Origin of the sequence: Alteromonas sp. KUL49, from assembly GCF_006538345.1 — a bacterium.
GTDB lineage: Bacteria > Pseudomonadota > Gammaproteobacteria > Enterobacterales > Alteromonadaceae > Alteromonas.
This window is the reverse complement of record NZ_BJKL01000005.1, coordinates 65,496-79,098: the sequence shown is the minus strand read 5'-3', so window position 1 is coordinate 79,098 and position 13,603 is coordinate 65,496. Positions and strand designations below refer to the sequence as shown.

Genomic DNA, 13,603 nt, shown 5'->3' with positions numbered 1-13,603 from the left:
CCTTAACTTGCAGCAGCTGCAGTATCACTACAGCCACGAAGTTCAACCTTAGGTAAACGACTTTCCACGGTGAAGTACTTACCTTTTCTGCCACACTGGCAATCATCTACACCGTGCAGTGTTCCTAAGTCTTCAGTGAGAATACTGAAACCTGGATAGGAATAAGGTAGCGCTGACAATACTTGGATGAGTCCCGTTTGTCCGACATTTAACTCACTAAAATCATAACAGTCTCTAAAGACTACGTCGGCGGTAGAAGGGGCGTGGAGAAAACCGTGTTCACATTCCATGAAGACAGTACCCACCTGCTCTGCCATACCATAAAAATTCGTGACTTTTGGAATACCAGTGAGGTTTAACACCCCTGCTTTAAAGGTATGATTATCGACGCTTTGAGATTGAAGTTTTTTCCAACCGCCACTGTGGAAAAGATGAGCATTGGGAAGTCTCACAGTGCGATTGGCACTTTTAATCGCCGCGATAAAATAATGCCAAACCATAAAGGTAAAACCAAACACTAGGACGTTATCGTTTTCATACTTGCGACAAAAAGCCTCTACTGCTTCCCAATCAACCGTCATATCATTGTTAAGTGCATAGGTGTGATCACGTCCAAACATGGCTAAACCTTGAATACCAGCAAATCTCGCATTGACCCTTGAGCCAGATTGGTGGTTGCCCGGGCTGTCAATGATCAGCATAGGAAGACGCTGTTTTCCCAAAAACTGCTGTAGTATTCTGACCAACACTTTTGATTGCCAGCGGCTGGTAATAGCATCTAAGAAAATTTTGGCAGGTACTTGCCCGGAGGTGCCCGATGACGTCAGGCACTTGAGAACCTTGCTTTCAGGAACGCTTTTCAACGCTAACAACTTAAAAAGTCTAACGGCGACAAATGGTATGTCAGATAATTGAATATTGTCAGTCTTCCACGTGGATGCTAGACGTTGATAAGACTCACAGTTTTCGACGTGATGCTGATGCAGTGTCGCTAATACCTCGACTAATAGGCGCTCTTTTTCCACTTGAGAGACATCGTAGACCGGCACTTCAAATAGGCTTTCAAGCTTGGTTAGATAATTATCTTCAATGGTCATAGGTATATCAGTTTCAACAGAGTCATCATCTTGCACTATTTCTTCAATCCACTGAAATGTTCTGACAGTTGCTTAAACTTACTGAACTCACTCTTTGTAATTGTATCGGCCAATAAGTGTTCCGCCATTAGCTGCTCTTGAATCCAGTCGCCGCGATTACCGAGTTTATCTACAAGAACTGGGTTATAAGTATCTCTTGGAATTGCCAAATATCCGGGGAAAGATATGAATCTGTCCCATTTAGGTAGTCTATCAACCAATTGCTGTAGCCAAACGAGTGCGTGTTCTCGTTCTCCAGCAACAAAGTTAAACTTGGGGATGAACCAAACAGCGTTATCCATTAGCAAATAACACTTCTTAACTAAAACCTCGTACATATTTCGGTTGAGAACCGGTAGACAACCATTCAGTATTTCCTTCTCGTCTTTATCAAAGTCTGGCAACGGGATAGTCATACTGTAGGACAGTCCATCACAAGACTCTGGTGACCAGTTTAAATCATCACTGATCAGCGCCCAAACCCCTCTTATGTCCTCCAGTGGTATGCTAATTTCATCAAACACCTCGACGTTGTCACTGAAAACCAATATTTCATTGGTGTGTAGAACCGAAATCTCCTCCATGGAAACTTCTCGCCAATGTCTAAAAATAAAAGCAAATGTCTCGCTCAGACCTGAGTAGTTTCTTATCAATGTCACAACAGGGAATACGGCTAAACTTCGCAAATATTCACGTTCTCTGAGACCTCCAAAAGAGGACGTCATGTCGAAACTGTGAAAGTCAGCACATATTTTAGTGGCAAATTGCTCGAATCTACGAAGTAAAATACTCAGTGCTTTCTGACGAATGTCTTCACTAGAATCTGAGGCGACCACTTTGACTAAAAAGGCATTAGCAAAGTTTATTGACCCATAGAGATAGTAAAACAAAAGTGACTTTTTATTAGCGTATGACTCAAAGATAGAACGTTTTAATGACTCAATTAGCCACATGATATCGTTGTTGCCATCGAGAACAGAGTTTATCTTCTCAGATATTGATGCGAGCTCTTGCTCGATTTCAGCTTGTTGATAGCGCTCACTGAAGTGATGTTTATATTCAGGCTTATCAATCGCAACAAATGCTTTTGACTTAATTGCGTCAACTGCACTTTTTTGCATGTCTGGCGATGACAGCACCAGTACATTGTCTATTGCTAGTGGCTGGCTACCTGCTATTCTGGCGCCATCACTCGTGTTGTAACAGTCACCACTATAGGTGCGTAGTAAATCTTCAATGAATATTCTAGATACTTTAAATTCATGCTTTGTACTGACTGTTTTACGAAAGTTGCCCTGAACCACTAATCCTGTGTTGTTCTTTTCAGCGTAGTCATATAACGGTTTACCATTTTCATCGTAATAACCAGATTGCTTTGAATGATGGTGCTTTGTATCAACAAACCCCAGATCTACGCCAAACAGGTATATTTGATTGAAATCGAGGGTGGTAAAGAGGTTCAACGTAAAATTACACACCGTAGGGAAAGCAAACTTCAACTCTGCATATTTATCGCGTTCTAATGCTTGTAAGTTAGATTCTGTTGAAGACTCCCCATACTTAAAGCACACCATCACATCGCGGTACAGTTCACAGGTGTCAGGATGGATACCGTTGCACGCAATCAGCGTAATCTTCTTCAAGTAGTCTAAGTCGCCCAAACGAACTGCCCAATCAAAAGTTGAGCGGTTCTGTTCAATTTCTGCATGGAAATCAGGCACTATATTGTGCCGATGCAACACTTGCAGAGCGGTGCCACAACTGACAAGAATGACTTCATCCCTATTTTCTTTGATAGTGTCTATGGAATAGTCCAATGATGGGCCATTACCAACAATAAATACTGGGCATTCTTTATTGTCGTAAGACAGTTGTTTAGAAGGCTCATTGACCAAATGCGGATATTTTCTGTCAATCCCTTCTAGGGTGTGATTAATTCCGTAATAGGCATGGTCAAAATACTCACCCATAGAGATAACCACTTGGAGTTGCTCTCTTAGCTGGGCAACAGCAAAGCTTAGCTCAGCATTATAGTAAGCCTGATAGAAATAGGTATGGGCAAGATTATACGGGCCTATGGAGTAAAACTGACTAAGTAGATCGTGAAACAGGTTAGCGCCGTCGTCTCCAATGTTAATGTATATTCGGTATCCCTGTTCGTCGAAGCGTTTTAGTATTTTTGCCCAATCAACAGCAAACAAAGAAGCATAGAAAAAGTCTCTATTTGGTTCGCATAGAAAAAGCATCTCCACATCGTGATTTTCTAACAATGCCTCTAATTGGTACCCTGAGCCCAACCCAAACATGATCATTGACTTAATTGTTTGCGGAAGTGCCCCTTGGCTTTCACTGATGCTTTCGAGTAACTTTTCGCTCTCCATAACAAATTTATAGTGAAGATAATGGCGTAACTTAGTGCCATTGTATCCTAGTACTAACCCATCCCGATTAGGGTGAGATGCGTAGGCCTCGTACGCTATCTGTGAATCTTGTTTTGCAGAATCGCCATACCATGTATTCAAACTGTGCTTATTGAGCAGATTTATCTCGTCTGATGCAGTTCTGACTGAGAGCCAAGTGGAAGGCGAGTAGTCACTAAATTCCTTATAAATTTCTGGAAAATAATACTTAAAAGCCGCCAAGTTACTCTCGAATCTTTGGTCGCTGTGGTCGACAAGTGCCGCTTCGCTTAGATCTACTGAGGGGAGCCACAAGGGCTCGTAGTTTCCGCGCTCATAGCGCGTTGTTATATCCAGCCCGGTTGCAACTATGTTAGACCACGACTTAGTTCTTAAGGTGTAGTCGATAGCATTGAAAACAGGACTGTTGTAGTGTTTGAAAACAAAAAATCTGTCGAACGAGATTTGCTCTCTTAGTTCATTAATGTTGCTAACTAAATCTCTACCGTCTTTGCCAAGCTGGAAAAAAAGTGCTGTGCCTTTTTTTTGTGCTAAATCCAACACATGACGCCAACTCACAATCATATTTGAACAAGAGAAAAACTGAATGTCAGGCTCGTAAATAACCATATTTTTCATGGTTCTAGACTCTAGCAAATAGCGAATGTGTTCACCCAAACCAATGCCTAGGACGACCAATGTATCGACAACATCTGGTAACGGAGAAGATGCTAAATAGTTCTGGTATCCGTCAGTTTGAGGACCCGACGCTGGACTTAATGGGGTTGAGGAGCTGTCATTATCTTCCATGAATACCACTGAACTGTGTTGGAGATAATGGTCAACTTGTTGACGTATTTCTTGTTTTGGATGAAAGCCATAAAACACACGCCCCAACCCAAAATCAACAATATTCGCTTCACCATGCTGGTTACAAATGATTGAGACATTTTGATTAACCGCTGATTTAACGTACTTTTCTAGACTGGGAATTTTGCTTTTGAATGCCCTGAGGTTTTCATTAAAGGTAGTTTGTAAATCAGCAGCCAACGCCTTTTCAAGTTCGGCTTGGTGTTCTTCATCACTGTCTATATGTAGCTTTATATTTTTTAGCATAGTGCGAACTTACATCATTAGGGTACTGCCTGAGCAGCTAATCTTTGTGTTAACGCTTTGCTTACTCGTCGCGTTCCATTAAACCAATGAGGAACGAATAATCTATTTTACCGTTTTCAAGCAGTTTCCACTGCTCCAGTTCTACGACTTTTCTATGACGTTTAGCAATAATTTGATGACTCTCAAGCGCTTGATGCAACTTTGATACCATAGAACTTAGCACACAAATAACCAATAGGTCGTCTGTACCGACACAGTGAGCTTCAATTCCCATTTTCTCAAAAACGGTTTCAATAGCATCGAGATTCATTCGCTCACCTGCTATTTTTATGAACCGCTTTTGCCTGCCAACAATTTTATAATCACCGTCCCTGTCTCGTCTCGCTAGGTCTCCAGTGTTCAACCATGATTGCTTAATGAATGATGAAAGGTCATCTTGCGTACTTACATAACCCAACATAACATTGCCGCCTTTGTAACACAGCTCCCCCTCGACAGCAGTGCTACTCAGTTCGCCCTGAGCAGTTTTAAGGGCAAACTCTCCTCCGGGTATGGCTTTGCCAATAGTGTCTGGCTTATTGAGAAGCGTGTTTTGCTTAGTATAAGCCATTCTCGCTGTAGCTTCTGTCTGACCATACATCACAAAAAATGACTTATCGTTTTCTTCGGCGTACCTTGCAAATTGAGTAACGAGTTCATCGCGAAGTCTGCCACCTGCTTGGGTAAAGTAACGCAATTCCGGTAGAGCCATACGAGTGAATCTTAGTCGATTCAAGATCTCGTAAAAAGACGGCACTCCCGATAATGAGTGTATTGGGGTTTCTTTAACCTTTGACCAAAACTGTCTTTCAACCGCACCATATTGTGTGAAACAAATGGTAGCGCCTACTTTGAGGTGGGTATGGAGTACAGATAATCCATACGAATAGCTCAAAGGTAAGGTCAGCAAGGTATTGTCTGTAGGTATTATTGGCAAGTAAGCCAATATTGAGTTGCAGTTCGACAATAGGTTGTCTTGTGACAAGGCCACACACTTACCGGCACCTGTACTTCCCGATGTAGACAATAACACAGACACCTGGCAGTCGAGCAAAACAGGCATTTGATGAAGCACTTCCAGCGCACCCTGCTCTGCAATGGCATTGGGTTTGAGCTTAGTGACATAGGTTTGGAGTATTTCATCACTGCAATCTGGATGGAGCAACAAGACCACACCATCAAGCGACAACAATGTGAGGTAATCGACAACACTGTCTATCGTATTGTGCATTTTTACGATAACGAGCGGACGAGAGCCACTAAGAGTATCAACAAGTGCACTACGCCATGACTTGGCCTGAGCATGCACACGTGAATTTAAGTCAACATATGAGACTGCCTGAGTATCATCTTGCAGTGCTATTGCTGAACTATTGAGATGAGCCTTAACAAAAGGAATATCCAAGGCACTCGTCATGGCTGGAACAAGCCATCCACGGGTAATACATGCCCTGTCGTATAATTAGAAGCGTCGTCTAATAAAAACACGATGGCCTGAGCAACTAATTCTGCTGAACCTGCTTTTTTTAACGCTATACGTGAAAATATTCTCTCACGCTGAGCATCGTCATAATGGGCCGTGAGCTCTGTTTCAATAAACCCTGGTGCAACTGCGTTGACTCGAATACCTATAGGTGCGAGTTCTTTTGCCAATGATTTTGTCGCGCCTGTTAGCGCAGCCTTGCTCGCTGCATAGGCACTCAACCCAGCATTACCTTGCTCTCCTATCTGAGATACCACATTGACGATGGCGCCGTGTCGACTGCGCGCCATAAGGCGACTTGCCAGTTGCATATGTTGATATGCAGAGAGAAAGTTCACATTAAGCTGATGTTTGAGTAAGTCCATGTTACTCGCAAGCAGCGGAGCTTCTTTCATTTCCCCAGCATTGTTGACCAAGCCCACCAGCATTCCCACATTAGGTTCAAGCTGTTGTTTTTGAATGGAACGAAACGCTTCTTTAACTGACTTTTCGTCAGTGACATCATACTGGAGGGGAATAACATGACCAGAAGTACTCTCGACCAGAGCCTCTAAAGCAGCTTTACTTCTGCCCGCAGCAAACACAGTGGTACCACGCTTGCTGAGAAGTTCAACAATTGCACGCCCAATGCCGCCTGTGGCACCTGTCACCAGCACAGACCCATCACGTAAAGACAGCTGTTCAGAAGGTGACGTCATATTTTCCCAGTATAGATTTTGCCTTCGCTACTGAACTCATATCAATAATATCGTCCGTATCGAGCATTACGTCAAAAACCGTTTCCAACTCTGAAATCAGTACCATATGCGCAGTTGAATCCCACTCCTTAATGGTATTGTATTCCAGCGTATCTTGAACCAAGTCTTGGGCTATACCCAATGCATCACTAAACGCTTGTACTAACTTTTCTTGATTGCTCACGTTTGCCCTCAATCTTTATTTAGCGAGACAAAAACCGCTTTATCATTGTGGTATCTGCTCGATAACTTTCTCTGTCGACCATCAAGGTCACCATGTCTTTTCGGTCTACTTCTCGATAGCCTAGCTTTTTATTGTAATTCATCGCAGCAATATTATCTTGCTTAACTTCTGCTCGTAACGCGTTGATTTTAAGATAGTCAAAACAATAATCATAGAGTGCCAATGTTGGTGCAAAAGCAATGATATTTCCCTGATACTTAGGTTCTCCAATATACAGACCAGGTGCCAGTTCCTCGGCTTCGCTAACAGGCGTGTTATCTGAGGTTCGAATATTGGTAGCGCCTATGGGGGTGTCTTTGTAGTAAACCACCCAATGTTGTTGAGAGCTATCGGTTTTTAACTTAGTAAACCAAGCCCCTTGCTGTGCCTCATTGATTAGCTGAGTATTAACCATCTGCTGACGCACAAAATCACTGTTTCGCCATGTCCTGAGCAAGTCTAAGTGATGCTCTTGAACTGGAACGAGTACTATCTGATAACCACTTACTTCAATACCGCCGGGAGTTGAATTAACGCTAATCACGAATCACCTCGGCAATGACCTGCAAAATCCTAGTAGCACCCAGCGCGTCATAACGCCCTTCTGCATTCTGTTGCATTCGAGCAAGTTTTTCTTCATCTGTGCATAGGTTGGCAATGCGAGCAGCTATTACTTCAGCGCCAAGCGATTTGTCGACCACGTCGCACCAGCCCTCATTCACAGCAAGAAGTGAAGCGGCTTTTTGATTATCGGCAACGGTAACGAGTATGGAAGGTGTTTGACACACTCCTAATTCAAATTGACTCCCCCCAGCAGCACTTACCGCTAGCTTTGCACTACTCCACACCTGCGCCATATCTTGACAATTGTGAATATGCTGCACAGGGTAATTCAACGTTCTGCAAAGTGAACTCACTTGCTCATGATAAGGATTTGCCGTACCGGTGATAACACGAACTGGGGTATCAAAACCCAAAGTATCTAGACACTTGAGCAAAGGAATAGTCAGCTGGGCGGGATCACTACCACCAAAGCAAATCACTAGGCCATGACGTGCATAAACAGGCCGTGGACTTAACGACAAAAAGTCTCGCCGAAGCAGCCTGTATTCTCCCCCCACACATAAATGTGCAGTTGGTGATTTATCATGATACGAGTCATGTGTCGCTGCAGGGTTTACAACAATATCTGCGAGATTCACGAAGCGTTTGTCACCGTCGTCCATAGCAACGATACAGCTGACTAAAGGTTTAGCTTGCTCAACTAGATCAAAGGGAAGGGAATATCCATCAACAACCAGAACGGCAGTACCAAGTCGCGACAACAGTGTCGTCAGCGCCGGCTCTATGTTGGCGCGAATTTCAGCGTTACTCTTCCCCTCGCAATATTCAACAATGGGAAAATCCCAATCAAATTGCGCTTTGGCGATATCGGCCCCTTCTCCCGTCACTAAAAAATGACTATCCACTCCCTGATCACGGGCTGCTTGTGCTAGCGCCATACACCTGAACAAATGACCAACACCTGCTTCAGCACCAGCCTCACACATAAAAACAAACGCCGTCACAGAGCAACGTGCTCCCATGAAAGTGCGGTGCCTTTGGGTAAATCCTGCGTTGCTGTTTTACCGACAACTTCTTTCCAGTGCTTGGGCGGTAGTCCAAATGCCGGCCTTACAATTCGCATATTCTCAGAGTTGAGTAAATCGCCTTTTTTTACGTCTTTGCTAATGTAGATAGAACGACGGTATTGCTTCGACGCAAGTTCTGCACTGGAGCCTCCATACTGTACTCTTCCTATCGCTTTCCACGCGCGCTCAGTTTCAACAACTAACACCTTTAGTTCTTCAGGTTCTAGTGAAAACGCAGCATCTACTCCACCATCATGTCGATTGAGAACGAAGTGTTTTTCTATAACACTAGCTCCGAGCACAACAGACGCAACGGCAGCACCTATACCGCCGGTATGGTCGCTCAAGCCAACTTGACAGCAGAAAGCCTCCCTCATGTTAGGAATAGTAATCAGGTTGGTATTGCTGGGATCAGCGGGATACGTACTGGTACATTTGAGCAATATAATGTCGTCACAACCGTGTTCTTTAGCACACGTTACCGCTTCTTCGATTTCGGCTAAGCTTGCCATACCGGTCGACATAATAAGAGGTTTTCCTTTACTTGCTGCATGAGCAATCAAGGGCAAATCAGTCAATTCAAACGATGCAATCTTAAAACAAGGAACGTGCAAGCTATCTAGAAAGTCCACAGCGTCACAATCAAAGGGAGAACTAAACGCCAACATTCCCAAATCATTCGCGCGTTTGAAGAGTGTCTCATGCCACTCGTAAGGAGTAGCCGCTTTTTGATACAGGGTATGTAGTTTTTCTCCGGCCCATAAGCTGTCTTTTTCACCGATAACAAAATCGTCAGAATCAACATCAAGGGTCATTGAATCAGCGGTATACGTTTGCAACTTAATCGCATGAGCACCGGCTCTTGCCGCTTCATCCACCATTTGTTCTGCTAGTGCGAGGTCTTGGCCGTGATTACCGCTGAGTTCAGCGATAATAAAAGGGGGTTCATCAGGACCAATGAGTCTATCGCCAATGCGTACATCGTGCTTCATTTAGCCTTCTCCAACAATTCACAAATGTCATTTACTAAGACGTTTGCATCAACTTTCTCATTCAGTGTAGTAGCAAAATCTGGCATGGTTAGGCGAGGATCAAATTGGCCACTAATCAACAGTGTAGGTGTATTCGTCGCAACGGCGTACCACTGAAAGGCAGACGCTGTTGTCACAAGTAACTCTGCATTTCCTATAATAGATAACGATCTTTCAATAGGGTCACTGTCGCCTAACAACTCATATTCAATATGGTTTTCGTCGAGCAATGACAAAAGGCTTGGAGCATCTATGATACTGCGTGCTTCATGCCCAAGATAAATGGCGAGGTATGGCTTCTTATCGGCTTTTTCTTTGTAAGGAAGAGACATATCCATGGTGATATCCGAATACCCGCAGCAACGCGCTAAGTAATATTCGCAATACCCTCGATCTGGAAGATTGTCCGACTCCCACCAACGACTATACCACTGGGAAAAACCGAACCAGGTACTATTGATATACATTTCAGGGTTTGTCACAAGCTCGGGTGATAGCGTTTCTTGCTGTATTCCGCCAATCAACTCATCAAAAGAAAATGAGATCAGATTGCCTTCGACTGCCTCACCCGCGTCTTTTAAAAAAACGCGCCAAAAAGCATGGCATAAATGCCGTATCTAAATTTACGATGCGACTAAACCCTTGGCCTATTATCTTTTCAGCCAGCCCTAAGAACGTTTCAATAGCATTGATAATATTCTCTGGCCATTCGTCTTGGGGAAGTGTTATTAGGCTCACACTCGGCTCGGCTATAGTAAAAAAGCCTGCGCAATCGCCGTAAGTCAAAACGCTAATATCAGCGTTTGGAAACTTTGTTTTGAAGTAACGAACGGCGGGAAGTCCCACTGATAGCACATCACCAGCTTCCGCCATTCTAATGAGTAAAATTTTATCAGTCATATTATTCTGACATTTTGTAAGCGCGATACATTAGTTCCGCTCGCTTCCAGTCTTCTTGGGTATCAATATCTTGCACTAGGTATCTTGGCAAAATTACGGGAATACTATGAGTTGCAAAGGTTGCTTTACTCTCTAGCCATGCTGCTTTTGTACCCCAATAGAACTGACCAGCATCGTGATAATATTCTTCCAAATCTTGTGAGCGCTTACCTATTTGATCAGGATGCACGGGAGTAACGCCACCTTCCGACAAACGGATGGAGCGCTGAACAGGGAAAGGAAAACTCGTCACAGAAAAAGCAAAGTATTTTGAATCGTCTGCTGAAAGACGATTTATGCCTTCTTTTAATCTCTCAGAAGAAATAAAGGGTGCAGTGGCATAAATACAACAAACGTAATCCACAGAGCATTCCGCTTGCTCATACTGCTGAATTGCATGTTTAACCACTGGAAACGTACCTATGTGGTCATTGGCAAGCTCATCGTCTCGGCGAACTATATAGGTCGCGCCACTCGCTATTGATACATTGGCAATATCATCGGAATCGGTAGTCACTATGATTTCATCGAAAAGCTGGCTTTCTCGCGCAGCTTCTATTGAATACGCAATCAGTGGCTTACCAACAAACTCTCGAATATTCTTACCAACAATGCGTTTACTACCACCACGAGCGGGAATAACGGCAATATTCACTTAAGTACCTCATGCAAAATATCGATAACACTATTTTGCATATCGGCGGTAAGCTCAGAATATAAAGGCAGGGTTAAAGTATTGTTGTAGTAACGTTCGCAATTAGGATAGTCATCTGCAGAATAACCAAGATTCTTATAGTAAACGTGATGATAAATAGGAATGTAGTGAACATTGACGCCAACGCCACGATCCCGCAACTCATCAAACACTTTTTTTCTGTCGTGCATTGTTAACTCAATAGTGTACAAATGCCACGCACTGTTTGCATCACGTTCAGGTAACTCTATTGGCAACGAGGCCAGTGCTTGATGGTAGACTTCTGCTTTCGCTCGACGTGCAGCAATAAAACTGTCTAGACGCTTAATTTGACTGTTGCCAAGTGCCGCATGTAAGTCGCTCAACCGGTAGTTAAAACCAAGAGACTGCTGGGAATAAAACCAGGCATTACCTTGCTCTTGTTCGGAGAAATCTTTACTGTTTTTTGTAATACCATGGCTAGCATGCAGTCGAACGTTATTTGCTAAAGACTCGTTGTTAGTTAGTACGGCCCCACCCTCAGCGGTAGTCATAGACTTCACAGGATGAAAACTCATTACAGCCATGTCTGAGAACTTACACGCACCTATAGGATGACCGCTTTTGTCTTTGCCTCCAAGACCATGCGCTGCATCTTCGATTATAATAATACCGTAACACGACGTTAATCGGTGAATCGCTTCCATATCGCAGCTACTCCCTGCGAAATGAACAACGACGATAGCTTTCGGTAATGTGCCATTCGCGTTCGCAGACACCAACTTTTCGGCAAGTAGTGCAACACTCATATTCCTGGTGCGAGGGTCTATATCAACAAAGTCTACATCTGCCCCACAATATAATGCGCAATTGGCAGAAGCAGCGAAAGAATTTGGCGAGGTCCAAACCCTATCCCCTTTCCCTATACCCGCTGCAATACAGGCCAAATGCAGTGCAGAGGTTCCACTGTTTACAGCAACAGCATAACGAGCCCCCGTATAATCACATAAATTCTTTTCAAACAGCGGTACTTGTTGCCCCTGAGTAAGAAATGCATTTTCTAACACATCGACAACGGCGTTAATGTCGCCTGCGTCAATGGAATGACTGCCATATGGGATCATGACGTCGCCTTATCTAGCACTCTTAATTCTTCAATCGTTAAAAACTGCGGATTGGTCCCCGAGTGATACTCAAACTTATCAGCGACCGGTGTTCCGACTTCACCTGCTCTGTTCTGCGTATAATCGAGGTCTTTGTCAAAGAATGTAATTGCGGGAACAATTACGTAATGGTCTTCAAATTCCAGCGTATGATGTGCCATTTCTTCAGGAACCATGACTTCGTGAAGCTTTTCACCGGGACGAATTCCAATCTCGTCGTATTCTCTGCTCCCACTCATCGCCTCTACGAGGTCGGTGATTCGTATTGATGGGATCTTGGGCACGAAGATTTCACCACCTTGCATGCGTGAGAAGTTTTTAACCACAAATTGAACGCCCTCGTCCAACGTGATCCAGAATCTCGTCATCTCAGGATGCGTCACCGGTAGACGAGTTTTCCCCTCATTGAGTAACTGACGGTAGAAAGGAACGACTGAGCCTCTAGAGCCAACTACATTGCCGTAGCGAACCACTGAAAAACGCGGGCCAGTTGCACCGGATATATTGTTAGCTGCAACAAAGAGCTTATCAGAAGCTAACTTGGTCGCACCATAGAGATTCACTGGATTAGCGGCCTTGTCAGTAGACAAAGCGATGACACGAGAAACGTTATTGGTTATCGCCGCATCAATAACGTTTTGAGCGCCATTAATATTCGTTTTTATGCACTCGTTAGGATTGTATTCAGCTGCAGGAACTTGTTTAAGCGCGGCAGCATGTACAACGTAATCAACGTCTTTCATCGCTATTTTCAGGCGCTCGTTGTCTCGAACGTCGCCAATGAAGTAACGCATACAAGGTTCAGAAAAACGCTGCTGCATCTCAAACTGCTTGAGTTCATCTCTGGAGTAAATAATGATTTTTTTAGGCGAGTATGTGGCTAATAAATAGCTAACGAATTGTTTTCCGAAACTTCCTGTTCCACCGGTAATGAATATAGATTTGTTATTAAAGTCCATCATGATGAAACTCTTTTTAATTTGAAATTATTAGTCATCAGTCCTCACGCTTCCAAAGAACTTCCGAAGTCTTT

At 43.7% G+C, this 13,603-nt stretch carries 13 protein-coding genes; all 13 read right to left on the bottom strand.

The window, feature by feature from the left end; all coding sequences use genetic code 11:
• Positions 1 to 2: 2 nt before the first annotated feature.
• Entirely contained in the window at positions 3 to 1,133 is a 1,131-nt protein-coding gene (locus tag EYS00_RS10105; protein ID WP_242618726.1) for an acyl-protein synthetase, read from the bottom strand.
• Positions 1,133 to 4,651 (bottom strand): 6-hydroxymethylpterin diphosphokinase MptE-like protein, encoded by a 3,519-nt coding sequence (locus tag EYS00_RS10100; RefSeq protein WP_130636434.1) that lies wholly within the window; start codon positions 4,649 to 4,651, stop codon positions 1,133 to 1,135. Before EYS00_RS10100 ends, EYS00_RS10105 begins: the two co-directional genes overlap by 1 nt.
• A gap of 61 nt (positions 4,652 to 4,712) precedes the next feature.
• Entirely contained in the window at positions 4,713 to 6,107 is a 1,395-nt protein-coding gene (locus EYS00_RS10095; protein ID WP_130636433.1) for an AMP-binding protein, read from the bottom strand.
• Positions 6,104 to 6,871, bottom strand: coding sequence for an SDR family NAD(P)-dependent oxidoreductase (locus EYS00_RS10090; protein WP_130636432.1), 768 nt, complete (start codon positions 6,869 to 6,871; stop codon positions 6,104 to 6,106). Before EYS00_RS10090 ends, EYS00_RS10095 begins: the two co-directional genes overlap by 4 nt.
• Positions 6,855 to 7,094 carry an acyl carrier protein gene (locus EYS00_RS10085; protein WP_130636431.1) on the bottom strand — a complete coding sequence of 80 codons (240 nt, stop codon included), beginning with the start codon at positions 7,092 to 7,094 and terminating at the stop codon, positions 6,855 to 6,857. The genes EYS00_RS10090 and EYS00_RS10085 overlap by 17 nt, the downstream gene beginning before the upstream one ends.
• Positions 7,095 to 7,113: 19 nt before the next feature.
• Positions 7,114 to 7,677 carry a GNAT family N-acetyltransferase gene (locus EYS00_RS10080; protein WP_130636430.1) on the bottom strand — a complete coding sequence of 188 codons (564 nt, stop codon included), beginning with the start codon at positions 7,675 to 7,677 and terminating at the stop codon, positions 7,114 to 7,116.
• Positions 7,670 to 8,719, bottom strand: coding sequence for a UDP-2,4-diacetamido-2,4,6-trideoxy-beta-L-altropyranose hydrolase (pseG, locus tag EYS00_RS10075; protein ID WP_130636429.1), 1,050 nt, complete (start codon positions 8,717 to 8,719; stop codon positions 7,670 to 7,672). The genes EYS00_RS10080 and pseG overlap by 8 nt, the downstream gene beginning before the upstream one ends.
• A complete protein-coding gene (pseI, locus tag EYS00_RS10070; protein WP_130636428.1) occupies positions 8,698 to 9,756 on the bottom strand; it encodes a pseudaminic acid synthase in 1,059 nt (352 codons plus the stop codon). The genes pseG and pseI overlap by 22 nt, the downstream gene beginning before the upstream one ends.
• Entirely contained in the window at positions 9,753 to 10,319 is a 567-nt protein-coding gene (locus EYS00_RS10065) for a hypothetical protein (RefSeq protein WP_130636427.1), read from the bottom strand. Before EYS00_RS10065 ends, pseI begins: the two co-directional genes overlap by 4 nt.
• Positions 10,320 to 10,359: 40 nt before the next feature.
• Positions 10,360 to 10,695, bottom strand: coding sequence for a glycosyltransferase family 9 protein (locus tag EYS00_RS10060; protein ID WP_130636426.1), 336 nt, complete (start codon positions 10,693 to 10,695; stop codon positions 10,360 to 10,362).
• 1 nt (position 10,696) lies between these two features.
• Positions 10,697 to 11,389 carry a pseudaminic acid cytidylyltransferase gene (gene pseF, locus EYS00_RS10055; RefSeq protein ID WP_130636425.1) on the bottom strand — a complete coding sequence of 231 codons (693 nt, stop codon included), beginning with the start codon at positions 11,387 to 11,389 and terminating at the stop codon, positions 10,697 to 10,699.
• Positions 11,386 to 12,531, bottom strand: coding sequence for a UDP-4-amino-4,6-dideoxy-N-acetyl-beta-L-altrosamine transaminase (gene pseC / locus EYS00_RS10050; RefSeq protein ID WP_130636424.1), 1,146 nt, complete (start codon positions 12,529 to 12,531; stop codon positions 11,386 to 11,388). Before pseC ends, pseF begins: the two co-directional genes overlap by 4 nt.
• Positions 12,528 to 13,532 (bottom strand): UDP-N-acetylglucosamine 4,6-dehydratase (inverting), encoded by a 1,005-nt coding sequence (gene pseB, locus EYS00_RS10045; protein ID WP_242618725.1) that lies wholly within the window; start codon positions 13,530 to 13,532, stop codon positions 12,528 to 12,530. Before pseB ends, pseC begins: the two co-directional genes overlap by 4 nt.
• Positions 13,533 to 13,603 lie beyond the last annotated feature (71 nt).

What these genes read in the sequence shown, in the direction of transcription:
- EYS00_RS10100 (WP_130636434.1), bottom strand. Translation starts at nt 4,651, where the DNA reads ATGCTAAAAAATATAAAGCTACATATAGACAGTGATGAAGAACACCAA.
- EYS00_RS10095 (WP_130636433.1), bottom strand. Translation starts at nt 6,107, where the DNA reads ATGACGAGTGCCTTGGATATTCCTTTTGTTAAGGCTCATCTCAATAGT.
- EYS00_RS10090 (WP_130636432.1), bottom strand. Translation starts at nt 6,871, where the DNA reads ATGACGTCACCTTCTGAACAGCTGTCTTTACGTGATGGGTCTGTGCTG.
- pseG (WP_130636429.1), bottom strand. Translation starts at nt 8,719, where the DNA reads ATGGGAGCACGTTGCTCTGTGACGGCGTTTGTTTTTATGTGTGAGGCT.
- pseI (WP_130636428.1), bottom strand. Translation starts at nt 9,756, where the DNA reads ATGAAGCACGATGTACGCATTGGCGATAGACTCATTGGTCCTGATGAA.
- EYS00_RS10060 (WP_130636426.1), bottom strand. Translation starts at nt 10,695, where the DNA reads ATGACTGATAAAATTTTACTCATTAGAATGGCGGAAGCTGGTGATGTG.
- pseC (WP_130636424.1), bottom strand. Translation starts at nt 12,531, where the DNA reads ATGATCCCATATGGCAGTCATTCCATTGACGCAGGCGACATTAACGCC.
- pseB (WP_242618725.1), bottom strand. Translation starts at nt 13,532, where the DNA reads ATGATGGACTTTAATAACAAATCTATATTCATTACCGGTGGAACAGGA.